We start from the raw sequence: 24,506 nt of genomic DNA on the forward strand, positions 1-24,506 counted from the left end.
TTGAAGAAAATAGGCTTAATCTCTGATACGCATGGTTATTTGGACGATGCGGTTTTTAAATACTTCGACCAAAGCGATGAGATTTGGCATGTAGGCGATTTTGGACCAAACGTGGCAGAGCCTTTGGCGGCATTTAAGCCGTTGCGTGGGGTTTACGGTAATATAGATGGTGCAGATATTAGAGCGGAGTTTCCAGAGCATAATCGTTTTAGGTGTGAAGAGGTGGATGTTTGGATGACACACATAGGTGGTTATCCTGATAGGTATGCACCGAATGTAAAGAAAGAAATTTACACTAAGCCTCCGCAGCTTTTTATTTCAGGACATTCACATATTTTAAAAGTGATGTTCGATAAAAAAATACAATGCTTGCATATAAACCCCGGTGCAGCTGGAAAACATGGTTGGCATCAAAAAAGAACTTTGATTCGCTTTTGCATTTCCGAAGAAAAAATACATACCTTAGAGGCCATAGAGTTAGGAGATAGATAACGTAAAAAGTACACTAAGTAAAATGATGTCGGGTATAAAAACATTAGGCCAATTTATTATTGAAAAGCAAGCAGATTTTCCCTATGCTAAAGGAGAGCTTTCTCGCTTGTTGAGAGATATTGGCATTGCCGCAAAAATTGTAAACCGCGAAGTAAATAAAGCTGGTTTGGTAGATATTTTAGGTGATGCGGATACCATTAATATACAGGGAGAAGGACAAAAAAAACTGGATGTTTATGCCAACGATCAGTTTATTTCTGCTTTAACAAGCGGTGGTGAGTGTTGTATCGTAGCTTCGGAAGAGGAAGATGATTTTGTGCGCATCGATTCGCCTGTATCTAAAAATGCCCGTTATATAGTTTGTATTGATCCGTTAGATGGCTCTTCAAATATTGATATCAACGTGACTGTAGGTACCATTTTTTCTATTTACAGAAGAAAATCTACTGAAGGACCAGCTACTTTAGATGACGTTTTGCAAAAAGGAACGGAACAAGTGGCTGCGGGTTATGTAATTTACGGATCATCAACCATGATGGTTTATACTACAGGAAAAGGTGTAAACGGATTTACTTTAGATCCATCGATAGGGGAGTTTTGCTTGTCGCACCCAAATATGAGGATACCAGAAGATGGTGTTATTTATTCTATTAACGAAGGTAACTATGTTCACTTTCCAGAGGGGGTGAAGAAATACATTAAATATGCGCAGGTAGAAGATGCGGCAACAAATAGACCATATACTTCGAGATACATTGGTGCTATGGCGGCAGATATCCACAGGAGTTTAATTAAGGGCGGAATTTATATCTATCCAACTACATCGGCTTCGCCAAAAGGAAAACTACGTTTATTGTACGAATGTAACCCAATGGCTTTAATTATTGAGCAGGCTGGAGGTATCGCTTCGGATGGCTTGAACAGGATTTTGGATATAGAACCAACTGAACTGCACCAACGTGTAGCTATTTTTGTGGGTTCTCCTAAAATGGTGAAAAAAGCAGAAGAATTGATGGCCGAGTTTTCGCCCGTAGAGAAATTGGCAGAGAAAACAATCGAAATCAAGTCGGCATAAAGATTGTAAATTTATTGATTAGTTAATGCTTCGCTTTCTTATAAATACTAATTTAGTAGCAACTGAAAATTAAAAAGAAAATTATGAAATCGACAATTAAATCAATTACCTCATTCATGTTTATGCTGGTGGTTTCTGCTAATGTAATGGCGCAAGATGCTAAACCTAAAGCTAGTCCGGCAGAAACTGCTACTGGAAAAGTTGGTGCTGCTAATATCACCATTAATTATGGAAGTCCTTCGGTTAAAGGTCGTCAGATTTGGGGCGGATTGGAGAAGTATGATAAAGTTTGGCGTGCTGGTGCTAATGATGCTACTACTTTCGAAACAGATAAAGATATTAAGGTAGAAGGTAAAGCTTTGCCTGCCGGAAAATATAGCTTTTTCTTAATTCCTAGAGAAAGCGGTACTTGGACAGCTATCTTTAATAAAGAGCCTAAACAATGGGGAGCTTATAAATACGAAGAATCTAAAGATGCTTTGAGAGTAGATGTGAAAGTTAAACCGTTAAGTTCAACGCAAGAAAAACTAGTTTACAACATTACTAACAAAGGTTTTTCTTTAAATTGGGATAAGGTTTCTGTGCCTGTAGCTATTAAATAGAATAATTAACTAAACTAAATATTTATAAAGCCGCGATTGTGAGATTGCGGCTTTTTTGTTATAGTAATTTTGATGAATTATTACGCTCTGTTTCGAAAGGAGCATCAATCACCCAATTGGCTTTGTCTTGAGATGCTGCAACTGCTAAACGGTCGCAACGTTCGTTTTCCGGGTGCTCGTTATGACCTTTAATCCATTTGAATTTAACGTTGTGTAGTTTGTGCTGTTGAAGATATTGTATCCAAAGATCTTTGTTTTTTTTGTCTTTAAAACCTTTTTGCACCCAGCCAAAAACCCAACCCTTTTCAACGGAATCTACCACATATTTACTGTCGGAAAATACAACAACATCTTGGCCTGGGGTTTTCAATGCCTTCAGTGCAACAATTACTGCCAAAAGCTCCATTCGGTTATTGGTAGTCATTCTAAAACCACCACTTAGTTCTTTATAGTGTTTGCCCGAACGTAAAATTACGCCGTAACCACCTGGTCCTGGATTTCCGCTTGCTGCTCCGTCTGTGTAGATTTCTATCATATGAATAAGCAAAGCTAAGTTTTATGGATGAAAGTTGAGTATCGATGTGGAAAAGAAGCTAAAAGCAATGCCTCATTTAATTTGGGGCACTCTCTATTTTATTTAACCACTTTCAGTAACTCTACAATAGCTACTTCCAATTGTTGGTCTTTACCTTTATCAATTAATCCAGGCATGTTTTTTACTTGGATATCTGGTTTAGTTTCATTGTTTTCTAACCACTCTCCAGCTTTATTTTTAGCACTAATTGGAACCGAGCCCCAACGTGTGCCATCAGGTAGTGCTTCCCAACCTGCAAAGCTGCAAGTTCCTGGTACAGGCATACCAACGGTTTTACCTATGCCTAAATCTTTATACCCGCAAGAAAAACAATGTCCATCGCTATAATTTGCTTCGTTAAACATAGCCAGAGTAGGTTTTGTCCATCTAAAAGTTGGCTCGTAACCTACAGAACGTTGTTCGGTTGCATAATCTAAAAATTTCTGACCAGTAAAAAACATGGCTAAATCAGATACTAAATCGCCACCACCATTAAAACGAGTATCGATAATTACTGCTTTACGATCGGCATATTTGCCCATCATTTCCTCGTAAACACTGCGGTAAGGACCATCGCTCATGCCTGGAATATGCACATATCCGAGTTGACCTTTACTTAAACTATCTACTTCAGCTTGATTCTTTTTAACCCAGCGTTTGTAAAGTAACTGGTTTTCTGCACCCAAGCTGATAGGTTTGATGGTAATTTGCTGTTTTTCCTTGGTTTTAGGGTCTAAGATTTCCAATAAGGTGAATTGGTCTGCTTTTCTATTCAAATATTTTGCGATGTCTTGATTAGCTTCGATTAAAACCCCATCAATTTTTTCAATCACCATTCCAGGTTTTACATTGAATTTGGTTCTGTCTAAAGGACCGCCAGAAAGCACCTCATCTATTAAAATACCGTCACCTTTGTGCTGGTAGTTACCAATGACGCCTAATGAGGCGGTAGCATCTGCATTTGGAATGGTTCTGCTGTAACGTGCTCCGGCATGCGATACGTTCAATTCTCCCAATAATTCTGATAACATTTCGGCAAATTCATAGCTGTTGCCAATGTGAGGAAGATATTTTGCATACGCAGGTTTTAATCCATCCCAATCTGCGCCGTGCATTGTAGGTGTATAAAACATCCCTTTATTGCGCAACCAAACATGTTCAAACATAGATTTCCTTTCTGCTTCTGTGTCTAGTTGAACTTCTCCTTCAATATTAATCTGCTCACGTTTATTGGTTTCAGGAGTAATCTTCGAAATGCTACCGCCACTCAAAAGATATAGGTTTTTCTGTGCTTTATCCCATGATAAACTACCGCCCATGCCACCTAAAGGGATTTCCATTTTGGTTTCTTTGGTGCGTAAGTTAGTGCTCCATAAATTGCTTCCTTTTTCGAAACTAGCCAAGTAATAAAGTTTTTCACCATCCTTAGACAATACAGCATCTCCTAAAGCAGAAGAATGTATCGTTAATCTGGCTTTTCTATTTTCCAAACCATCCCAATCAAAAACAACGGTAGAATCTGGCTTTGGTACTAGTTTAACTTTAGGATCTTTAGCTGCTTTTTTTGCTGCTTCTTCCTTTGCCTTTTTTTCGGTTGCTTCAATATCTTTCAGTAGTGCAAAATCGTCTTTACTCAAATTAAAACGCTCCCAGCTGTCTTTAGTTAGAAACAAACTGTACACATCTCGCTGCGATGAGCCACTATTGGCATGTGCCTTCATCCCGTCTCGGTTACTGAACCAGATCAATTGTTTACCACCATTTACCCATTTTGCACCACCATCGCCGTAACCGCTTTTCGTTAAATTTCTCATGGCCTGTTTGCCATTTGCATCTAATAATACCACTTCGCCGTTAGACATAGTTGGTCTGTAAGTGGCTAACAACCACTTGCTATCTGGACTCCAAGTAAAATACTGGTCGCCATCTTGCATGTAAAAAAGTTGGTCTGGAGTAAGTAAGGTAACCGTGTTTTTGTTGGAGATTTCCATTACTTTCAACGACCTGCGATTTTCTATAAAAGCAATTTTTTTGCCATCAGGCGATATTGCAGGCATATAATTGTCGTTCGAATTACTTATCAACGGTTTTTCTTCCAATAGGGTAGAAGCAAAAAAGTAAGGCTCTTCCTTGCGCACTTTTTTGGTTTCGTAGATACGCCACTTGCCATCGCGTTCACTGGCATAAACCACCGATTTTCCATCTGGAGCAAATTCTACAAATCGTTCTTGCTCTGGTGTATTGGTAATTCTTTTGGTCATTTTTCCATCCACCGATGTGATGAAAACTTCACCTCTGGCTATAAAAGCTACTTCTTTGCCATCGGGCGATACCGACATTTCCCTAACTCCACCGTTAATAGTCACAAAGCCATCATTGTTTGCTTTTTCTTGGGTATGGATAGTGATGTTGAGTTTTTGAGGAGTAGCCCCAACTTTTAAAGTGTATAGTTCTCCATCATAGCTAAAAGATAAAGTGCCATTATTGGATGAACTTAAAAATCTGACAGGAAAATTGCTGAATTTGGTAAGCTGCTCGCTTTTTGCTTTTTCTTTCAAAGGCATTTTGTGAATGTTGAAAGTGCCACTTTCCTCACTCAAATAATAGATACTTTGCTCATTATCCGTAAATACCGGATTTCTGTTCTCACCATAAAAGCTGGTGATTTGAGTGTGCTTGTCGGTTTTTTTATCGTAAACCCAAATATCTCTCGCTACAGATGATTTGTGGTGTTTTCTCCATTCGTTTTCACCTCCTTTTTTATCGTGGTAAATCATTTTAGAACCGTCTTTACTGGTTTGTACGGCTTCGGCTGGAATAGTGAAAATTTGGGAAATATTGCCGCCATTGTTTGGAACGCTGTATAATTCTGGTTGCGAGGTTGTAGGAAACTGACGATGGTTAACGGCATCTTGTCTTACACCACCAAAAATTACTGATTTATTATCTGCAGAAAAGCTGAAAGGAACTTCATCACTAGAGTGATAGGTTAAGCGTTTTGCAGCGCCACCGTTAGCTTCCATCACAAAAACGTCAAAATTACCGTAACGGTCTGATGCGAATGCAATTTGTTTCCCATCCTTACTCCACTGAGGCATAAAATCATGTGCTTCATGAAAAGTAAGCTGTTGTGCGGTGCCACCTGTGCTAGCTACACGATATAAATCGCCTTTGTAAGTAAAAGCAATGGTACTGCCATCAGGAGATATAGATGGATATCTCATCCACTGAGGTTTTTCCTGAGCAAAAAGTTGCGTATGCAGTAAAAAATAAGCACAAAATAGTAGTAGTTTTTTCATGAAATTGCGTTTTTGAAGCAGCTTTAATAGCTAGGCTAAGTTAATATAATGATGTAATATTTACAGGTAACAAACCTGATGTTTTAAGTGCGAATGGTCTCAAATTCCACACTTAGATGATTTAGGTGCCCGAAAAAAGGAGATTTCGACCCCATGATTCCTTTATTTTACCCAATAATTTTTTAAAATAATGAACAAGAAATTACTGGTATAAAAAAAACTTATAGCCTATAAGAATAAACCATTATTTAAAGGTGTTTTGAATGCCTGCTTCGTTGTAAACTAAAGCTACAATTTTAGTCAAAGCTTCTTTTATTAACTGCTGTCCTTCTTTTGTGTTAATATCAATTTCGCAAAAATTACTACCTGTAGATTTTGCATGTAAAATCATATAATAAATACCAGCCACTTGTAAAGCTATAATTGCTCTTAAATTTAAGTTAGTACCTTCAAAATCTTTATCCGTTAACTTATAAAGTGCGGTTCCGAGTTCTTCTCTTTTGTCTGCCAGCGCTCTCAATTTGTCTTGATACTCACAAACCTCCCAGCTAAGTATTTTTTGAAAGTCGGGAGAGCTGTCTATTTCATCATAAAGGGTATGTAATATGGATACGATTTCGTGCTCTCCAAATACGCCAGTACTATCTACAATCGCATTTAGCTTGGGGGCAACTTTGGTCATCCAGTAATCTCTTTGTATTAAATATTCTTCAATCATGTTATTTAGACTACCAAAATAAAGTGCGATGAGCTTTCGGTCAACCCCTGCTTTCTTCACAATATTATTGATGGTCAGCCCAGCATATCCTTTCTCTTTTAAGACATCTCCAACTGCCTCGAGCATTTTTTTCTTGGTACGTTCTTTATTTCTAACCATACCATCAGTTATTTTTCTTTTGCTTTCTGTCGTTTGGTGGCTCATCAATTTTGGTACAATTATAGTGTCTCAAAACAAAAATAAAATTAATTCCCATGAATAGGAATAATGATTTTGTTTAAGGGGTTGGGGAATTAATTGCCTCTACCCTAAATTTTAAAAAATGAATGCGAGCCTATCAAAAACACAAATAAATAAGATTTAATATGGAAGATGAAAATGTTTTATACAGTAAATTTTTGTTTGCACAAGATAGAATGTTGCATTTGACGAAAATGATAGTGACAGAAGTGTATTCAGGAAAAAAGTTGCTAAGTGCCAGAGGTCAAGGGATGTGTAATGGCCAAGTAAATGTTGGTTATTAGATTTTCAAAGTCACCTTTTCGAATAGTAACTGTCTGCTAACGAATTATCAAGAATATCCAGCGAATTTCAATCCACAACTATTTTAAACGATAAGGTGTTTTAACTTACATATTGATATCGTTTTCGTATAACTAATAATTGCTGTCTATGTTAATAAATAAAAACTCAACAGAACCTAATATCGACTTAACAAGATTATTTGCTGACGGGATCGTGTACATCAATACCTCACAATGGGTTTTCGCTCACGCAGCATTTAGTTATCTCTACCAAAATAGCAAGAGCAAATCTGTAACGTTGCTGTACAATATGGCATTGTGCCATTATTTTGCTAAAGAATATGCAAAAGCTATATCTGTTTTAACAGCAGCGTTAACTCAGGTTACGGCACCTTCGATTTCCAGTCAGTCTAATCAAAATGTATCAAACGAACTATTCATCCACGAGTTTGAAAACAATCTATATCAGCTTGCATTAAATGAAACGACAGTTGAACTAAGCACTAACATAGTAAAGTTGCGCATCCGAAGGTTAATGGTTGATCTTCATCTCGTACAAGAAAATTGGCAGGAAGTTATTCGGCTATCCACATTGCCAGAGATGGATAAATGTAAGAATGTACAAGAAGCCTTAATTGTCGCAAAATCTAAAGTAAATACCTTATAAACATGAATTTATACCACATTGAACAAGCTTATCTTCAGGGTAAACAACCTGCAGAAATAAAAGAAATGTACATTTCGGAAATTACCGAGGCTACAGAAGAAGAACAAATTCAGGTTTGGGAACAGGTTTGTGGTTTTGCAAATTTAGAAATGCTTGACTACTTGATTGAACAAGGTTGGCGAACTGCTGGGGTAGAAAATCGGAATGGAGATACGTTATTGCATTTTTTGGCTACTCCGTTGCGTACCTACGATTATTTTATAGGGGAAAAACAGGTCTACGAATGCACAAAAAAGCTACTTGAAACAAAAGTTAGTCCACTTAGAAAAAATTCTGACGGCGAAACCGCATTGATGCGTGGTGCAAGGGTAGGTTATACCGAAATGTTAGAAGCTTATCAGGAAATAGGTGCCAAAATGGACTTTACCGACCGCAGGGGAAATACACTATTACACATTTTAGTAGAATACTCAAATTCGGCGGTTTCTAATTATGAAAATGATCTAGAACGTTTAATGGTACATCAAAATGACCCCAATTTTGATGAAAGTAACCAGAGACAGGCGCAAGAAAGAAGCGTATTGGAATGGAAACACAATGTAAGTAAAGCAAGGTTTAACCAATTTATCACTTTTGCCATTGTAGCTAAAGAATTTGGAATTGACCCTTTCCAGAAAAATAACGAAGGAAGAACTGCTGTGGAACTAGCTATCGCTCGGAAATCGAAATCAATTGCTGCCATTTTAAAAGGTGTTGATTTTTCTGAACAAGAAACTGTGCCACTTTATTTTAATGCTGGCGGAATGGACGTTCATCAGGCTTGTGCCAACAAAGATGTAGAAGCATTAACGGCACTCATAGAACTTGGCGAAAACGTAAATGAAGCTTACGATAAGGAGAATGATAAACACAATGGAATGACACCATTGGCGATTGCAATGATGGAGCATAGTTTCGAAATTACAGACTTATTACTGAAAAATGGGGCAGATGCAACACTTCGTGATAGCAAATCATGGCATCCTTTTAGGTATTTGTATACGCCACACTCTAGCGTAAATACCAATTTTGAAAGATTTAAAGAGAAAACTTTTCAGCAAATTTTGAAAGCTTATCTCGCAGCTGGATTTGATATTAACTCGCTTTTAGATGATGATGAAAATACTTTGCTTACCATTTCTGCAAAGTATGCAGACAGTTTAACGCTGTATAATGGCGATACCATTTCGACTGTATTAGTACAGGAAGCCATTTATTCGGATGCTGATGTAAACCAAACCAATCGTGATGGAATCTCTGCACTGATGTATTTGTGTTTGGCAGATTCGCAGCGAGGGGAGAAAAACCTCATCACCATTTTAGAGCAAGGTGCATCTACAGAATTACGTGATAAAAATGGCAAAACTGTACTAATGTACGCTATCAATAATTCGGATAAATCGGTGGCGAAAACCTATTGCGAGCTATTAGGGGAATTTGGCAACCTATTAATCGATGCGAAAGATAACGATGAAAAATCAGCATTGGATTACGCCGGAGAACGAGATAACGAAACCTTGGTAGCTTGGTTGTTAGAAAAAATGTAAATCAAATCAATCACAAAAAAAACTAAATAAAATGGATGCTATATTTTTAAATGCCTGTAAAAATAACCAGAAAGCAATTGTGCAAACACTGCTTAAAAAAGGTGGAATAAACCTCGATAAACGTGATGCGATGGGCAATACTGCCTTATATTATGCTTGCCAAAAAGGTGCGAGAGATATCGTTAAAATTTTGGTAGAAGGTGGCGCTGATATCAACTTGGCAAATAATCAAAGTACCACACCTTTGCACATGGTGTCGCAAAGCGGAAATAAAGAAATCGTTACTGTTTTGTTGGATAACGGAGCGGACATTAACGCAACCGACAAAGAAGGTAAAACGGCATTAATTTATTCGCTTGCGGAAGGAAGAACTGAATTTACCAAGTTTTTGCTTTCTAAAGGTGCCGATAAAAGTATTAAGGATAATGAAGGTCACAGCGCCTTGGATTACGCTACGAGTAGAGGTTTACGAGATACCGTTGCTTTATTGGTTGGCGAGGCTGAAGATAAAAATAGTACCGGAAATACGCCACTTCATCAGGCAGTTTGGAATAATGAAGCTGAAGTAGTCGGAGAATTATTGAAAGTAAGTGCTATCAACATCAACGCCCTTAACGATAATGGAGATAGTGCTTTGGTGCTGGCTTGTATGCAAAATAACCTAAGGGTTGCACAGCAGCTACTTAATGCAGACGCGGATATGTCGCTAAAACGCCTAGATGGTAATTCGGTTTTGCACTATAGCAGTAGCAGAGGAAATAAAGAAATTGTGAAATTGCTGGTAGAAGAAGGCATGGATATCAACGGCAAAAACAACGAAGGTGAAACACCATTAATTGTAGCTGCGATTTGTGGTTTTAATGAAGTTACCGGTTTGTTAGTTGATAGCGGTGCAGATGTAAATCAAAAAGATAACGATGAACATTCGGCTTTGCATTACGCTTCGGAAAAGGGCTATAATGAAATTGTAGAACAATTAATTATGGCAGGAGCCGATTCTTAAGACCTGATTTCCATAATCACTAACCTATGTTCGATTAATTAATGACTAAAACAAACCTAAAAGTTGATGCTGAAATGAATTCAGCATGACGAACCGTCCATCCTGCGTCACCCTGAATTTATTTCAGGGGCTGGCAGAACTAAAGTTCAAGCTATAAGTTTAAAATTGACTAATAACCGAGCTCGAGTTAATAAGGAACTAAATAATAACAAACCAAACTACCTATGAATATTAAGGATTTCTTTTCGGGCATTATAAAGCCAAATCCGACCCAAAATGAAGAGATAAAAAATAGACTCAAAGAAACTTTTTTGAAAGCGACCAATAAAATCGAGCTTGATGATATCATCATCCTGTATGGTAATTTTGAAGGTGAAGCTAAAGTTCCTTTCGTTAAGTTTCATTGGGCAAACAGCTACATAATTGGCTTTAATAGCATAGGCACTTATTTAAGCCTTGTTCCTTTTAAAAATGATTTTTCTCAGTTTGGAGAACCAATCAACCTACTTCCAAATAATTTGCAGCGATTAGAAAAATCTTTCGTAGCACAAGGGTATGTCTTTGTAGATAAACACGACAATAGCTTTACCATGAACGTTGCCAAATACACTGGTAATCTTACTGCTTTGCTGAGCCAAAATCAAATTGCAGTAGACCAAGAAAAGGAAGTTGAAATGTTCTCGGACTTCTACAATCTGATAAAAAAATAAAAACATTCTACATCTAACCAAAAAGAAAAACATGTTAAAAAAATGCAAGTACAAGATAGACCAAAGTGAAATAAGTGTCTATCCAAAATATCAACTGCTAATCATTCTCGCCATCATCTACGTAGTGCTGTTAATTATTCCGGTAGGCTTAATTTTGGGCATGGGCGGTGCAGATATCGCATTGACAAGTATCCTCAGGTTTGTCGGTATTTCTGCTTTAGTTACTGCATTGATATTCGGTATACCGATGTTAATTTTTGCGAAAAATTACATTTCCTTCAATTTAATTACTTCCGAAGTTTATAGAAAAGGAATATTTGGAAGCAAAAGATTAATGCATTTTAATGAAATTGATAGCATTGTCCATAAAAACATGGCGACGCAGATGGGCTATTTCATCAGCGTAAAAGGTGATAAATTTGGAAAGGGAGTTTTTCTACACTCAGCTGTTCCTCAGTTTGTAATCGAAGTATTACCTGCGCTCCAAAATGCTATTTCTAGTAGTCGCAGAGCTGTTATCGAAAAGCAGTTAGATATCGCTGCTGGTAATTTTGAATATTATACTTTTAAGGCAGGGAAATATCATGTACACACCAATCCTTTTAGGCAGTTTGGACTTGGCCTGGCTGTAGTTTCCTTGTTTTTTTGTGCAACGGTTTACTACTACTTTGCTGGAACTGTTGCTGATAGCGAAGAAGTGAAATACATGGTTATTTCGTTCTGTGTACTGCTATTGCTAGTAGGATTGTGTTCTAAACAGGCGCATTTTGATGTCCAGTCTAAGCAATTGGTTTTTAAGTTTTATGGCATAACATTCGCCAAATATTCACTTTCAGAATTTCATAACTTTTCGATTACCCGAAGCACTACCAACGGAATGTATAATGGTACAGATGTGAAATTGTTATTCAAAGAGAATAATGGTAAAACCCGCCAAAGCTTTGAATTGAGAGATTTTGGGAAAACCAAAGGAATTGAAAGGTTTATCGACGAAACGGAACATATCATTAGCTCCATTGGATAATGGTTGATTTAAACACATTTTTCTTAGCGTAAAACATCATATGGAAGGAAAAAGTCAACATTTGGAAACTACAGACCCTAATGTATTCGGTAAAATACTGGCTGTGGTAATTTTGGGCTTTGGAATTTGCCTCGTTATAGGAGCAATAAAAAATTGGAATTGGCTCTATGCTGAGTATAAACATTATCAAAACAATTGGAGTATGGGACAAATAAGTCGTTATCTAGGACGAAAAACTGCCCGAATTATTGGCTTCATGGGCGGAATATTAATGCTATGCATCGGTATATTTTTATCTTACTATGCCTTAATCATTAAAAATTAATAAATATCTATTAAACAATTAAAATAAAAACTATGGGATTTTTAAAAACAATTTTCAACCTCATTTCTAGTGCAATTGTACCTTCAAAATATTACACAAAATAGAAACCAACAAACCGCTAGTATTGTGAAGTGGCCTATACCATCATATGGCCTCGTATTGGGATTTACTAGTAACAAAATAATCTTTTAATAACATCTAAAAAACAACTATGAAAACAATTAAAACAATCTTATCTCTAGCATTAGTAGTACTTGTGCTTTTAGCAATTTTCTACAACAATGGTAGCGTTAGATTGGCTAAAGAAATAGAAACCAGCTATGATAATGATGGCAAAACCATCGAACTTGAAGGTAGGTTGAATACGCCTTTTTTGACTAGAACAGGGGGCGGTACTACCAACATGGAGTTTGAGGTGTACAATGATTTTATCATCATTTTAAATGGAAATAAGAAACTTACTGTAACCATGAATTACGGCGAAGGCAAGAATTCAATTTTAATTAATGGCGAAGGCAGAAAGTTTGAGAGTAAAGATGTGATCGTATTTGATAAAGGTGGTAACAAACTTACCCTCAGCGATAAGGTAAAGTTAACAGGGCTTTTGAAATACACCAAAAAAGGAGAAAAAAACGAAATTTCTGGCAAGGAAGATTATACTTATAATATCACTAATGTGGTGATAGAGAAAATATAGCTTACAAAATTCGAAGTGATACCGAAATTGAAGTATCAAATTAGCAATGCTATTATGTATTTAATCCAATAAAAATTCTATAAACCATCAAGGTTGTTTAAAGTTTTAACAGAACAATAAAGAAAATATTATGGCAAAGAAAAAGAAAACACTTCCGAAAGATTTTGGGGATATCATCTCGAGTAAGGATTTTGAAGCATTTAAAAAGGTTTTTGAAACCAGCGACATTAATGCAAGAGGTGGCTACGGAAAAGCAACAGCGTTTAGTTTTTATCGCATCCCAAATGAGTTTGTGCATTGGCTGGTAGCAAATGGTGCCGATTTAGAAGCCGTAGATACTTACCAGCGCACTGCTTTACATGAACAGGCTTCGCTTCGTGGTGGTGATATCAGTGCTTTCTTAGAGCTCGGAGCCAATGTAAATGCTGTTGATACTTACGGTGATACCCCGTTGCATTTTGCTGCGGGTAGTGGTTTTAATGATATAGCCGTAAAACTTTTGATAGCACATGGGGCTGATGTGAAAGCGGTGAATGACTACAAGCAAACACCATTAGAAAGTGCATTAAGCCGTGCCAACAACATCGATTTGCCAAATTTGGTAGAAGTTTCGAAGCTGTTGTTGGAAGCAGACAATACGATTACGCAAAAAATGAAAGATGCCGTAACACGCAAAGGTGAAGATTTTGAGTTTCACAGAGATAATTTTAATAAAGATTACCTGCAGGAAACCGATGAAGCACTAAGTAGTTTGTACAAGATTTTTGGTGTTACGCCAGTTAAACGAAGGATTATGCATGATGGTATATCGCCAATTGTGGCAAGCGGTAGCACGTGGCAGGCGCAGTACGAAGAATTGTGGGAGTTGCTAATTCCATCTAATGGCAGTGCTAATAGCGTTCAGGGCGAAGTGGTACGTATTGCTGGAAAAGTGAGGGACGAAATTTATAGAAATGGTGGTGGTAATTGGGATGCAGATTTTAAAAAGATGTTGGATGCCCTTTTAGTGCATTTCTCATCGGGTAGTGCTTTAAGTAACGATGAGCTTGCCAATGCAGAAGAAATTGTAAAATATATCCGTAAGAATGGTCATGGTGACGATGATGATATACATTTTCTATGTGAGCTTGCTACTAAGTGGGTATTAAAAAATCCAAACCCAGTTAAATTGGAGAAGGCAAATTATAGGAGGTAATACTGAGAGAACTTGCTTTATTATTATGATATGAAATATTCATGTCACCCCTTCGGGGTTTTTAAGAAGAAATGCAAAATGGCTATAATCTTGTCAGTCCTTCGGACTTATATATAATAATTTCGAAAATCTAATCCCGACGGGATGCTATGATTATTGCAAAATGGCTATAATCTTGTCAGTCCTTCGGATTTATATATAATAATTTCGAAAATCCAATCCCGACGGGATGCTATGATTATTGCAAAATGGCTACAATCTTGTCAGTCCTTCGGACTTATGTGTAACAATTTCGAAAATCCAATCCCGAAGGGATGCTATGATTATAGCAAAGGCGAAATAGTTATTGAATCTCGAAGGGATGAAATTATTATAGAATAAAACGGATCGTAGTCATTAAATCCCAAAGGGATGATATGATTATAAAAGGAAATAATTGTAAAAAAAATGAAAATATGGCGAGTACATATTCACAAATCTACATTCAATTTGTTTTTGCGGTAAAAGGAAGACAAAATCTTTTGCAAAAACCTTGGCGTGATGAAGTTTTCAAATACATGGCTGGAATTATAACTGGAAAAGGTCAGAAATCAATCATAGTAAATGGTGTTGCAGACCATGTTCATGTATTTGTCGGTTTGAAACCGATAATGAATATTTCAGATTTGATACGCGATGTTAAAAACAATTCTTCAAAATTTATTAATGAGCAAAATTGGATACAAGGGAAATTCTCATGGCAGGAAGGTTATGGTGCATTCTCATATGCACATTCTCAAGTAGAAAATGTGTATCAATATATTGCCAATCAGGAAGAACATCATCGTACAAAAACTTTTAAGGAAGAATATTTGGACTTTCTAGAAAAATTTGAAATAGCACACGATGAAAAATATTTGTTCGATTGGTTGGAGAATTAATAAATAACATACTGATCTCAAAAAAAACGTAATTAACATCTAATAAATAGACCATAAAAAGAACAAGAAATTTTTAAACCTAACTATAAAAACAACATGATGATTTTTGGAACAAGAACTAAACTTTTATCGGCTTTTGGTACACAGCAAACTTGTGCCCATTGCAATACAGGCAAGCTAAATCTAGTGTTTGCAACGCACAAAGGAAACGCCCTTAGTCAGGCAGATATTAACGATGAAGCTGTTTTTGGAAAACTTGATGCCAATTTTACACCAAGCACCTTTAAAATGGCTAAAAGGAACATCAAAAGTATGACCAAAAACAATAAAAACTTGGTGGCAATATTTAGAAAATAATGTAAAACAATAAATAACAAATTAAATCTATCAAAATGAAAAAAGTAAACCTAATAATTAGCGCAATGGCTATAAGTTTCGCTCTAGCTTCATGCAGTTCAGACAATGTTATCATCCAAAATGAAGGCGGTGGTAAGGCTGTAAAAGAAATCATTGCTAAAAACTTCGACCCAGAAAAACAGGTACAAGAATTAGAAATTAAGGCTAAAGAAGAGCTTTATGGCGAGTTGGGTGAAATCAAAATTGTTTATTGGGAAGGCGAAAAACAAATGGAGCATGTGTATAGCGTAGAAAAAGGACTTCAAGAGCCTAAAGAAACCTTTGCTTCTGAGCGTAAAATGACTTTCCAGATGCAAAAAACCAAAACAATGGCAGTTAAGGATTTTGATGTGGAGCCAATCCCTCAAAAAGTAGACGAAGCAATCAAATTAATGCCTGAAGAAGCCGCAACCCACAATTTGTATGAGTATAGTTTTTCATTTGATAAGGATGGAAAAGCTAAACAGAACTTCAAAATTAACGTAACCAAAAAAGGCGAAGGGAAGACCCAAACAGGTAGAATGGTAAGAACAAACTATTACGAGTTTAACTTCAAATTAGATGATGCGGGCAAAGTTGTCATCGTAGAAACTCCGTAAATCTAACCGTCTTCTTCGCCATGCGTATTTTATCTTTAGTAACTTATTATTTAAGTTTCCTGATAGCTTTTTATGCTGTTTTTTCTATGGTATTAAAGCTGTCGCACTATGGTTGGACATTTTTAAGCCACAGTAAAATGGAGATTTTTACAGTTGCATTAGCCATCGTTTTACGGGTAATTTCTAGCAAACTAAAGCCGAAAATACCTCAGCAAGAAGACGGTAGAACTATTACCAAACATTTATAAGGTTTTGTTTTTAATGAGCCATCGTCATGCTGAATTTATTTTAGAGTCCTTCATGTAGAACAGATGCTGACCTGTAGCAATGCGGAAAGCTACGCAGTAAAATAAATTCAGCATGACGATCGAGCCAAGCAATTGCACATTTTTCAGTGTTGAGGCCCATGCGAACACCAAAGATCAAGTAAATAATAAATAAAAACATCAATCTAGAAAAAACAAATTATGTGGATTATAGCCATACCAATAGTGGTTATCGCTCTTTTTATGTTGTACAGTTTTGTAATTGTACCTAAAATGAATGCCAGTTATGAAGCCAAGATGAATAACGCTTCTATCGATTTTGCACAACAAATAGCAGGCAGAGAAACAGAAACCAAAACGCAGTTTGTGCGAGAGAACGAACACGTCAAACCCATCGCATTTCAAATTAATGAGCAAGATATTATTGCGGTAATATCTTGCCAGGAAAAACGAGAAACCAAAGATTTTTTACGCCAGCAAGCGGTAAATATGGCTGGTAAAGCACTGGGTAAGTTAACAGGCGTTGGTATAAAAGAAGTGGATAATACAGAGCATTATTATTTGGCATTAACCAATCATAAACTTCACTACCTGCATTACTCAGAGCGTGGGCAATGTAAAGAACATTTATCTTTTGAAAGAAGTCAGATGAATAACTTGGAAGTTGGCAAAGTAACCTCAGCAGATATGCTTAAAAACAATGCTTATGCTGGAGAAACGGAACGTCTAAGCTTTGAAAGTGTAGATACGCAATATAAGTTTTTCTTTTATGATAAGGTATACGCACATCCATCTGCCAAAAAGCATGGCTTAGATGATATGGCAAAAGTAAACCATCTATTTGCAAAGCCATTTTTAGAGTTCGCAGCACAGTATCGTAGTAACTAATTATAAAACAAATAAATAAAACATCTAAAAATCAAAAACATGAACACAAACATCTATTTTATTATCGGCGGAGTTGCAGTAGTATTCATCATCTATATGATTGTACTGCAAAACGTGATGAAAAAGAAAAAACAACAACAGTTGGATAACTTTAACCGCAATAGTTCTGGAAATCCATTAACTGAGGCGCAAAAGAGGTTACTTACTTTTGGAGCAATCTTGTTTTACAATCGTAACGAAAAGATTTTGGGCATCACACCCGAAAGTCGCTTAGAGATTTATGCACATGGCTTAACGCAACAGTGGGAAATATCAAATGCTGCAGAAGCAAAAAAAACCTTAAATGATTTATTAGCATTGGAAAGAAGTAGCGAATTTCAATCGTTGTTAGATCAACCTTCTGCGGATGTGGTTAAAATCCAAAAGAGCATTGCCAAAGGTTTGGGTATTGAAGTTTCTGTGGTAGAGCAAACCAAATCTGCATACGGCTGGGATATTTGCCGAGCTGTTTCTTTAGCAAAATGGTGCTACTGGTGTGGTTACTTAACCGAAAGTGAAACTTGGGACATAATGGGGAAAGCTGCAGCAATAGCCAATCAAAATGGTAAAAACTGGACAGACTATACCGTTTCATTTTTGCTAGGAAGAACCATACAAGGTTTCGATTTAGATGATTTAATTATTGAAAGTAAGCAGATTTTGCATAGTCAAAGTCCTTCACTCCGTAAAATACAGGATGCGGATGTTTACAGCAGATATGCGTTCGCCCAATCGTAATCAATAGCTATTTAAAAATTTAAGAATGAAAACATATAAAATTACAGTTTTGGCTTTGATATTCATTGCCAATTTAACCAATTGTACTAGTAAAGGTAAGCCTAACAAACAAGGTGAAATTTTGTCTGCAGCAGCTTTAAAAGCGTTGGCAATACACCAATCTATGAATGGGAAATTGGTAACAGTAGATGGATATGCATCTTTCTGTGGAGCTTTTTCTAGCGTAACAGCGGGTAAGAAAAATAAAATGGGCATTTATGCCGATGGATTTTGCGAAGGCGATAAACTAATTGAAGCAGAGATTGATTTTGCGGACAATCAGACCCCTTTAACGGGCGAAGAAGAACGCAATTACGCTGAAGTAGATAAGAGTTTCAAAAATAGTACTATCAAATTTATGACAGACGACTATCAAGAAGTAGCTAATGGTAAGCTGAAATTTAGTGGAACTATTGATTACGATGGAAGCAACTATCATTTAACTAACGTAACTATTCACAAATAAAAAAATAAATTATGCAAAGTAAAGGAGCAAAAATTGGCTTTATCGTATTGTTGATTGTGTTTGGTATTGGTGCCTATTGGTTTTATAATTATGGTCCATTTGCACAAATTAACAACGAAGCAAAGAAAGCTTATCAGAATTATAGTAAAACAGAAGCCACCATTATTAGTCAGGAAAGTAATGGTCGTATAGGTAAAGGTGCAAACATCATCTGGACAATTCAGTTCAAAAATGATAAGGGAGAATTAGTGACCGCAAAAATGGATAAAAATGCGCTGCCTTCTAAAGAAAATGGCGAGAAACTGATCATCTATTATGATGTTGAAAACCTAAATTCGGTTACTAGCGAAGAGCATTATAACGAAGTGATGAATTAATCTTCTTCAAAAAGATAGTGTCCATATAGAATTCAGCGTTCGGATTCTATAAATCGAAATAAAAAAACAACGAAGTAAAACAAAAATTAAAGTTAATGTTTTATACCTAGTGTAAAACATTAACTATTTAATTATGAGTACAAACGTTTATTTTATTATTGGAGCAGTTGCCGTAGTTTTTATCATCTATATGATGGTGCTGAGAAGCATGACAAAAAAAAGAAAGCAGCAACAACTTGATGAATTTAAAAGCACTCACTCTGGAAATCCCTTAACGGAAGAGCAAAAAAGATTACTGACTTTCGGTGCTATCCTTTTTTATTACCGTATGGAAAAGATTTTGGGATTTACTCCAGAAAATGGTTTAGACCAATACATTTCTGGGCTGCAAAATCAATGGGAAATATCAAATGCTGAAGACGCTAAAGAAACATTAAACAATTTGTTAGCGCTCAGAAGAAGCACTGAATTTTATCTCCTTTTACAACAGCCATCTCCAGAATTGGCAAAAATTCAAAAAAATATCGCCAAAGAATTGGGAATTGAACTTTCAGTAGTTGAGCAAACTAAAAATGCTTATGGTTGGGATATCTGCCGTGCTGTCTCGCTAGCTAAATGGTGTTATTGGTGTGGATATTTGACAGAAGCAGAGGCTTGGAGTTATATGGAAAGAGCAGCTGCAATTGCAAATGAGCATGGCACAGACTGGACAGATTATACCGTTTCGTTTTTGTTAGGTAGAACCATTCAGGGCTTTGATTTAGATGATGTAGCTGTTGAAAGTAAACAAGTGCTGCATAGTCAAAATCCAACTTTTGGTAAAACAGAAGACATAGATGTTTATAAAAGATATGCCTTTGCAAAATCCTAGATTATATTCATCCATAGCTCAAAATTGAATTAAAAATGAAGTTTTCTGAGACAGAAAGCTCTGTATCTGTATTTTAGTTTAACTCTTTATAAGCAATGTTTTTTTAAAAAATAGAACTTCAGGGAAAGAAATTGTATATTTTTATCCATTTTTAGATATACTTTCTTGCTTTTGGTTGGTAGTGCTATGATTTTTAATTTAAAAAAACATTTTTAATGCGGTTGCTATTTAGGTATTTGCTTTGTCTTTTGTTTTTTTTTACTTGCTTCGGAAGTGAAATTCGCGGCCAAAAGCCATTCATTTTTGAACCTTCTAAAGCTAAAGTTAACCTAAAGCAACATTTTGTAGTTCTCGAAGACAGTATGCAAAAGTATACTGCAAAAGAATTGTTAAAAAATGATTCCTTATTTCAGCCACTTAATAGATTTACTTATAAAGGAAAGACCAATGCCTTTTGGTTAAAGACTCGCTTTAAAAGCACGCAGCAAATTAGTGTGGTTATTGATTTTCGACATTTAACCTTTGCAGATTTGTATTTGATAGCCGATACGCCTGGTGCCGTATTGATGCACCGCTCGGCGGGGGCACTGCGGGCAATCGAACAGATCACTAAAGGAGATAGTCGATATCATTTCTCATTTAAGGCAGATAAAAATGTCTCTTACATTTTATTGATAAAAAGCGAGCATATCAAGAGCTATTCGCCCATATTTGATTTTTATCTTAGTGAGAGGTATCAATTCTTAGAAAAAAAATTCGAAAGAGAGCTCAACGAGCTTTGGCCACAAGGGGCTTCAGCACTGTTATTTATATATATATTCCTAAGATGGGTTTCTACACGTTACCGACCATTTATATGGCTTATGTTATTTGTAGGTGCGTTTAATTTGTATGGCATTGGCTTAAATAGGTATATGATAGACTGGTTTTTCGCTTCGGCACCATGGATGGGTTTACTTATTGTACAATGTTGTTTGTATTTAGGGCTTTTCGGTTTGTATATGTTGTTGCTTGATTCGTGGAATATCAAAGAAAGGGATGTCAAATTATATCGGTGGGGTAAGACTTTAATTTATGGACTTCCATTGATGGCAGCAATTATCTTTTTAATCAATTATTATTTTACTAATTACCAGTTAACAGCAAAAATATCTACTAATTTTTTATTGGTTCTGTTTGTCTACTCCGTTGTTCTTTTAGTAAAGATTTGGAAAAAACTAGATAAACATGAGCGATTATTGGCTTATGGTCTCATTTGTTTTCTGATGACAAATTTGATGAGTACGGCAGGAATCTACGGCTGGGGTGAAGATTATTACATCGTTCTGCCTAGTATTTCTAAAGCAGTTTCTGTTTGCATTGCATTTTTATTTTTGATGGGGCTAAATGGTAGGCTAAAAAAGTTTGAGGATGATCATACCCACTTCCTTAAAGAATTGACATTGTTGCAACAACATCAAAATGAATTGTTAGAGCAAAACGTAAAAGAACGCACAAAAGAACTGAGCCAGCGTAATGCGCATATTGAGACACTTATCAACGAACTAAACCATAGAGTAAAAAACAACCTGCAAGTATTATATGGCCTTAACAGTCTACGTTTGGCTGCTAAGGATAATATGGATGCCGATGGGATATTAAAAGATAATATTTCGCGAATAAAGGCGATGATGCTTGTGAACGATAATTTGCAGTTAGGAGAAGGTAATCAGCCTCTTGCCTTAAAACCATTTATCGAAAATATCATTAAACATTCTGCACAAGTTTTTGATGCTGAGAATAGAGTAGCTTTTAAAGTCTCGATTAACGATGGATTACAATTGGACAGTAGTAGGGGACTACCTTTAGGACTGATTGTTACTGAATTAATTGTTAACTCTTATAAACACGCTTTTAAAAATTGTGTGCATCCTCAAATAACATTAAAAATAGAGCTTAAAGAAAATGCTTGGCTCATGTATTATAATGACAATGGTAGCGGAATGCCCGAAAATGTGATTTCTTCATTTGGTACCGACCTGATTCGAGACCTTACAAGACAGATGCAAGGTGAATTGGAACTGACTAACGTCAATGGTATTTTCTATACTTTTATTTTTTCGGATAACCGTTTAGGCATCTCTTGATTTAATAGGTGCGAAAGAAAAAATAGGTAAGAACAATTGTTAGAAATTACTCTAAACAAAGAAAAAGCCTCTTTTCGTAGCTATTTTCAAAATCGAGGTGAGGATACGCTATTGTCTTCGGAAACTAAAGACTGTGCGATATAATTCAACTATCATCAATTGGCATAAGCGTTTATAATTCTAGGTTTCTAAATTGTAATTCCACTAAGTTGTGTATCTTGTGATGTGAAAAATATTAACTATCTCCTTATCTACACCTTTTTGATTTTAGGTGCTTTATCAGGGTACGCTCAACAACAAAAAAAAGATCTTAATATCGTTTTTATTGGTAACAGTATTACCTACGGCGGAGGCTTAGCGGATAGAGCAAAAGATGCACCTACCAACGAAACCTGTGCTTGGCTACGCCTTCAAGCTGGGGTTGGAAATGTTGAGTTTTCTAATCAGGGCGTTAGTGGACATACCAGCGTTGACGTTTTACCGAAAACTAATACAGATTTTCCTACGGTATTAAAAGCGGCAAGATCATTTGCAAATACAGATGCATTGTTAATCTTTTCTATCAAATTAGGAACTAACGATAGTGCTGTAAAAGGACCAAAAGGCGCACCAGTATCAAATAAAGATTACTACAATAACCTAAAAGTCATTACTGATAGCTTGTTGTCTGCTTTTCCTAAATCTAAGATTATTTACCAACAACCTATTTGGTACAGTCCTAATACCCATAATCGTTCTACCTACATGCAGGAAGGTTTAGATAGGCTACAGACCTACGGTCCCGAACTGCGTAAATTGGTGAAATATTATAAAAAAGCTAATCCAGGAAGCGTATATCTAGGAGATATAAAAGCATTTCGGTTTTTCAAAAAACATCATGAGCAGTATCTAGCTCCAGAGCAAGGTACTCATGGTACTTTCTATCTACATCCAAATAAAGAAGGCGCACATATTTTGGGCGATTTTTGGGCTAAAGCAATTTACAAAGCTTTATTCTAGGCCTTAAACTGTAAGCTTTCAATTTTTCACAGCATAATTGAAATTGGCAAACCTTATAAAATTTGTCCAGTCGTAAACATTTAGGTCATGCGCACCTTCTCTAAAATGATAACCAATAGCTGAATTGATGATTGGACGATTGATCTGCGGCATATCTTTTGGCAACGTTACTTTTTGACGATAGAGATCGTATATCGGTTTGGCATTTACCGAAGACAGAAAAGAACCGTACGGATCTGCCCAGCGATCTTGTGTGGCATTGGTGGTATAAACTGGTCGAGGTGCAATGAGTCCAATCAACATGTGTTGGTCTACTGGTAAGCTATCAACGTTATTACTGAATTTTTTGTAATTGTTGTTGAACCAATGACCGAATTGTTTATTGATTAAACTTACGGTTTCACCATATTTGCGGCGTGCTAATGAGGCACCAGTACTTCCCGAACAACTGTTAAAAACCATTGCAAAACGTTGGTCTTGCGCACCAGCCCATAAAGCTGTTTTTCCTCCACGAGAATGGCCAACAATCGCTACTTTTTTAGCGTCGATATCCTTATCAGATATAAAATAATCCATTACCCTACTTGCTGCCCAAGCCCAAGATCCGATAGCTTTCATTCCGTTATCCTTTTGTAGTTGTTCTGGAAATAGTTGTGTTAAAATTCCATTTTGATAAGTTTCTTTACGGTCTGGAGCTACGTCTGCATTATGAAAAGCAGCAATTGCATAACCGCTATCTATAATCATTTCAGCAGGCCAGAAAGTGCTTTTACTTATTCTGGTGGGATCGGTATTTCTTTTGCCGCGGTTATTGATCAATAAAAAAACAGGAGCCGGTTTTGTACGTTTGTTGGGGATGAAAAGCACCACGGGAAAACTTACCGAATTGCCTTTATTCCAAGCGGTAATTTCAATTTCTTTAAGGTGTGCTTTTCCATCCATTGCATCAGCTTTTTCGTTTGTGATTTTGAAATTAAGGCTATCAAACTTGCTTGGCATAGTACCGTAAATATTTTCTTCGAACAAGCTTAATATTTCTGGTCGGCGTTTCTTTTCCCAAGTAGAAATATTTTTTACCCTTTCACCTTTGGGGTTTTTTAAAAGATCGGGTAAGTTATATTTCGGTACCGTTGTTTCATCATAGTTAACAATCTCGCCCATAAACTTGTCTGTTTTTTGTGCATAGATATTTTTAGAGCTTATCAAAAGTAGGGTAGCCAAAGTGATGTTTCTAAGATTTGCTTTACACAATGGATTTGTTTTGAAATTGGAGAATCCTTTCATGATATGG

25 protein-coding genes and 1 pseudogene are annotated in these 24,506 nt (G+C 36.3%); 22 read left to right on the top strand and 4 right to left on the bottom strand.

Annotation, left to right across the window (positions count from 1 at the left end):
* The 3 genes from CRO54_RS01460 (at position 1) to CRO54_RS01470 (ending at position 2,169) form a co-directional block, all read left to right on the top strand.
* Complete coding sequence (locus CRO54_RS01460) at positions 1–492, top strand: metallophosphoesterase family protein (protein ID WP_097127868.1); 492 nt, start codon at positions 1–3, stop codon at positions 490–492.
* A 25-nt stretch (positions 493–517) separates the two neighbouring features.
* Positions 518–1,567 carry a class 1 fructose-bisphosphatase gene (gene fbp, locus CRO54_RS01465; protein WP_097129833.1) on the top strand — a complete coding sequence of 350 codons (1,050 nt, stop codon included), beginning with the start codon at positions 518–520 and terminating at the stop codon, positions 1,565–1,567.
* Positions 1,568–1,650: 83 nt separating this feature from the next.
* Positions 1,651–2,169: a DUF2911 domain-containing protein gene (locus tag CRO54_RS01470; RefSeq protein WP_097127871.1), complete on the top strand. Its 519-nt coding sequence runs from the start codon at positions 1,651–1,653 to the stop codon at positions 2,167–2,169.
* A gap of 58 nt (positions 2,170–2,227) precedes the next feature.
* Here the strand turns inward: CRO54_RS01470 and rnhA are convergent, their stop codons facing one another.
* The 3 genes from rnhA to CRO54_RS01485 form a co-directional block, all read right to left on the bottom strand.
* The gene (gene rnhA / locus CRO54_RS01475) at positions 2,228–2,704 is read right to left on the bottom strand and encodes a ribonuclease HI (protein WP_097127873.1); all 477 of its coding nucleotides are present in this window, start codon (positions 2,702–2,704) and stop codon (positions 2,228–2,230) included.
* A 98-nt stretch (positions 2,705–2,802) separates the two neighbouring features.
* Positions 2,803–6,042, bottom strand: a complete 3,240-nt coding sequence (locus tag CRO54_RS01480; protein WP_097127875.1) for a S41 family peptidase — start codon at positions 6,040–6,042, stop codon at positions 2,803–2,805.
* Between the two features lie 244 nt (positions 6,043–6,286).
* Complete coding sequence (locus CRO54_RS01485) at positions 6,287–6,964, bottom strand: TetR/AcrR family transcriptional regulator (protein WP_097127878.1); 678 nt, start codon at positions 6,962–6,964, stop codon at positions 6,287–6,289.
* Positions 6,965–7,432: 468 nt separating this feature from the next.
* Between CRO54_RS01485 and CRO54_RS01490 the strand changes: the two genes are divergently transcribed.
* The 19 genes and pseudogenes from CRO54_RS01490 (at position 7,433) to CRO54_RS01580 (ending at position 23,215) form a co-directional block, all read left to right on the top strand.
* A complete protein-coding gene (locus tag CRO54_RS01490) occupies positions 7,433–7,951 on the top strand; it encodes a hypothetical protein (protein ID WP_097127880.1) in 519 nt (172 codons plus the stop codon).
* Positions 7,952–7,953: 2 nt separating this feature from the next.
* A complete protein-coding gene (locus CRO54_RS01495) occupies positions 7,954–9,537 on the top strand; it encodes an ankyrin repeat domain-containing protein (protein WP_097127882.1) in 1,584 nt (527 codons plus the stop codon).
* A gap of 25 nt (positions 9,538–9,562) precedes the next feature.
* Positions 9,563–10,540 (top strand): annotated as a pseudogene (locus CRO54_RS21655) (ankyrin repeat domain-containing protein); the annotation flags it as partial.
* Between the two features lie 224 nt (positions 10,541–10,764).
* The gene (locus CRO54_RS01505) at positions 10,765–11,250 is read left to right on the top strand and encodes a hypothetical protein (protein ID WP_097127887.1); all 486 of its coding nucleotides are present in this window, start codon (positions 10,765–10,767) and stop codon (positions 11,248–11,250) included.
* A 31-nt stretch (positions 11,251–11,281) separates the two neighbouring features.
* Positions 11,282–12,274, top strand: a complete 993-nt coding sequence (locus CRO54_RS01510; RefSeq protein WP_097127889.1) for a hypothetical protein — start codon at positions 11,282–11,284, stop codon at positions 12,272–12,274.
* 40 nt (positions 12,275–12,314) lie between these two features.
* A complete protein-coding gene (locus CRO54_RS01515) occupies positions 12,315–12,599 on the top strand; it encodes an immunity 17 family protein (protein WP_097127891.1) in 285 nt (94 codons plus the stop codon).
* A 211-nt stretch (positions 12,600–12,810) separates the two neighbouring features.
* Entirely contained in the window at positions 12,811–13,296 is a 486-nt protein-coding gene (locus tag CRO54_RS01520; protein ID WP_097127894.1) for a hypothetical protein, read from the top strand.
* A gap of 130 nt (positions 13,297–13,426) precedes the next feature.
* Positions 13,427–14,491 carry an ankyrin repeat domain-containing protein gene (locus CRO54_RS01525; RefSeq protein WP_097127897.1) on the top strand — a complete coding sequence of 355 codons (1,065 nt, stop codon included), beginning with the start codon at positions 13,427–13,429 and terminating at the stop codon, positions 14,489–14,491.
* 416 nt (positions 14,492–14,907) lie between these two features.
* Positions 14,908–15,411, top strand: a complete 504-nt coding sequence (tnpA, locus tag CRO54_RS01530; RefSeq protein WP_240774987.1) for an IS200/IS605 family transposase — start codon at positions 14,908–14,910, stop codon at positions 15,409–15,411.
* Positions 15,412–15,510: 99 nt separating this feature from the next.
* Complete coding sequence (locus CRO54_RS01535; protein WP_179747327.1) at positions 15,511–15,768, top strand: hypothetical protein; 258 nt, start codon at positions 15,511–15,513, stop codon at positions 15,766–15,768.
* A 35-nt stretch (positions 15,769–15,803) separates the two neighbouring features.
* Entirely contained in the window at positions 15,804–16,406 is a 603-nt protein-coding gene (locus tag CRO54_RS01540) for a hypothetical protein (protein ID WP_138765724.1), read from the top strand.
* Between the two features lie 20 nt (positions 16,407–16,426).
* Positions 16,427–16,654, top strand: a complete 228-nt coding sequence (locus CRO54_RS01545; RefSeq protein WP_097127904.1) for a hypothetical protein — start codon at positions 16,427–16,429, stop codon at positions 16,652–16,654.
* A gap of 219 nt (positions 16,655–16,873) precedes the next feature.
* Positions 16,874–17,560: a hypothetical protein gene (locus CRO54_RS01550; RefSeq protein ID WP_138765725.1), complete on the top strand. Its 687-nt coding sequence runs from the start codon at positions 16,874–16,876 to the stop codon at positions 17,558–17,560.
* Between the two features lie 39 nt (positions 17,561–17,599).
* Positions 17,600–18,337 (top strand): DUF1266 domain-containing protein, encoded by a 738-nt coding sequence (locus CRO54_RS01555; protein ID WP_097127909.1) that lies wholly within the window; start codon positions 17,600–17,602, stop codon positions 18,335–18,337.
* A gap of 25 nt (positions 18,338–18,362) precedes the next feature.
* Positions 18,363–18,842, top strand: a complete 480-nt coding sequence (locus CRO54_RS01560; protein WP_097127911.1) for a hypothetical protein — start codon at positions 18,363–18,365, stop codon at positions 18,840–18,842.
* Positions 18,843–18,853: 11 nt separating this feature from the next.
* Complete coding sequence (locus tag CRO54_RS01565; RefSeq protein WP_097127914.1) at positions 18,854–19,219, top strand: hypothetical protein; 366 nt, start codon at positions 18,854–18,856, stop codon at positions 19,217–19,219.
* A gap of 133 nt (positions 19,220–19,352) precedes the next feature.
* The gene (locus CRO54_RS01570) at positions 19,353–20,090 is read left to right on the top strand and encodes a DUF1266 domain-containing protein (protein WP_097127917.1); all 738 of its coding nucleotides are present in this window, start codon (positions 19,353–19,355) and stop codon (positions 20,088–20,090) included.
* Between the two features lie 362 nt (positions 20,091–20,452).
* The gene (locus CRO54_RS01575; protein ID WP_171047798.1) at positions 20,453–22,216 is read left to right on the top strand and encodes a histidine kinase dimerization/phosphoacceptor domain -containing protein; all 1,764 of its coding nucleotides are present in this window, start codon (positions 20,453–20,455) and stop codon (positions 22,214–22,216) included.
* Between the two features lie 225 nt (positions 22,217–22,441).
* Positions 22,442–23,215, top strand: a complete 774-nt coding sequence (locus tag CRO54_RS01580; RefSeq protein WP_205943932.1) for a GDSL-type esterase/lipase family protein — start codon at positions 22,442–22,444, stop codon at positions 23,213–23,215.
* A gap of 18 nt (positions 23,216–23,233) precedes the next feature.
* On the opposite strand, the gene CRO54_RS01585 is transcribed toward CRO54_RS01580, so the two are convergent.
* Entirely contained in the window at positions 23,234–24,499 is a 1,266-nt protein-coding gene (locus CRO54_RS01585) for an alpha/beta hydrolase family protein (RefSeq protein WP_097127921.1), read from the bottom strand.
* Positions 24,500–24,506 lie beyond the last annotated feature (7 nt).

Source organism: Pedobacter xixiisoli, assembly GCF_900215335.1.
Classification (GTDB): Bacteria; Bacteroidota; Bacteroidia; order Sphingobacteriales; family Sphingobacteriaceae; genus Pedobacter; species Pedobacter xixiisoli.

Excerpts from the sequence above, each read along its gene's own strand:
- fbp (WP_097129833.1), top strand. The coding sequence starts at position 518 with ATGTCGGGTATAAAAACATTAGGCCAATTTATTATTGAAAAGCAAGCA.
- CRO54_RS01470 (WP_097127871.1), top strand. The coding sequence starts at position 1,651 with ATGAAATCGACAATTAAATCAATTACCTCATTCATGTTTATGCTGGTG.
- rnhA (WP_097127873.1), bottom strand. The coding sequence starts at position 2,704 with ATGATAGAAATCTACACAGACGGAGCAGCAAGCGGAAATCCAGGACCA.
- CRO54_RS01480 (WP_097127875.1), bottom strand. The coding sequence starts at position 6,042 with ATGAAAAAACTACTACTATTTTGTGCTTATTTTTTACTGCATACGCAA.
- CRO54_RS01485 (WP_097127878.1), bottom strand. The coding sequence starts at position 6,964 with ATGAGCCACCAAACGACAGAAAGCAAAAGAAAAATAACTGATGGTATG.
- CRO54_RS01490 (WP_097127880.1), top strand. The coding sequence starts at position 7,433 with ATGTTAATAAATAAAAACTCAACAGAACCTAATATCGACTTAACAAGA.
- CRO54_RS01495 (WP_097127882.1), top strand. The coding sequence starts at position 7,954 with ATGAATTTATACCACATTGAACAAGCTTATCTTCAGGGTAAACAACCT.
- CRO54_RS01505 (WP_097127887.1), top strand. The coding sequence starts at position 10,765 with ATGAATATTAAGGATTTCTTTTCGGGCATTATAAAGCCAAATCCGACC.
- CRO54_RS01510 (WP_097127889.1), top strand. The coding sequence starts at position 11,282 with ATGTTAAAAAAATGCAAGTACAAGATAGACCAAAGTGAAATAAGTGTC.
- CRO54_RS01515 (WP_097127891.1), top strand. The coding sequence starts at position 12,315 with ATGGAAGGAAAAAGTCAACATTTGGAAACTACAGACCCTAATGTATTC.
- CRO54_RS01520 (WP_097127894.1), top strand. The coding sequence starts at position 12,811 with ATGAAAACAATTAAAACAATCTTATCTCTAGCATTAGTAGTACTTGTG.
- CRO54_RS01525 (WP_097127897.1), top strand. The coding sequence starts at position 13,427 with ATGGCAAAGAAAAAGAAAACACTTCCGAAAGATTTTGGGGATATCATC.
- tnpA (WP_240774987.1), top strand. The coding sequence starts at position 14,908 with ATGATTATAAAAGGAAATAATTGTAAAAAAAATGAAAATATGGCGAGT.
- CRO54_RS01535 (WP_179747327.1), top strand. The coding sequence starts at position 15,511 with ATGATTTTTGGAACAAGAACTAAACTTTTATCGGCTTTTGGTACACAG.
- CRO54_RS01540 (WP_138765724.1), top strand. The coding sequence starts at position 15,804 with ATGAAAAAAGTAAACCTAATAATTAGCGCAATGGCTATAAGTTTCGCT.
- CRO54_RS01545 (WP_097127904.1), top strand. The coding sequence starts at position 16,427 with ATGCGTATTTTATCTTTAGTAACTTATTATTTAAGTTTCCTGATAGCT.
- CRO54_RS01550 (WP_138765725.1), top strand. The coding sequence starts at position 16,874 with ATGTGGATTATAGCCATACCAATAGTGGTTATCGCTCTTTTTATGTTG.
- CRO54_RS01555 (WP_097127909.1), top strand. The coding sequence starts at position 17,600 with ATGAACACAAACATCTATTTTATTATCGGCGGAGTTGCAGTAGTATTC.
- CRO54_RS01560 (WP_097127911.1), top strand. The coding sequence starts at position 18,363 with ATGAAAACATATAAAATTACAGTTTTGGCTTTGATATTCATTGCCAAT.
- CRO54_RS01565 (WP_097127914.1), top strand. The coding sequence starts at position 18,854 with ATGCAAAGTAAAGGAGCAAAAATTGGCTTTATCGTATTGTTGATTGTG.
- CRO54_RS01570 (WP_097127917.1), top strand. The coding sequence starts at position 19,353 with ATGAGTACAAACGTTTATTTTATTATTGGAGCAGTTGCCGTAGTTTTT.
- CRO54_RS01575 (WP_171047798.1), top strand. The coding sequence starts at position 20,453 with ATGCAAAAGTATACTGCAAAAGAATTGTTAAAAAATGATTCCTTATTT.
- CRO54_RS01585 (WP_097127921.1), bottom strand. The coding sequence starts at position 24,499 with ATGAAAGGATTCTCCAATTTCAAAACAAATCCATTGTGTAAAGCAAAT.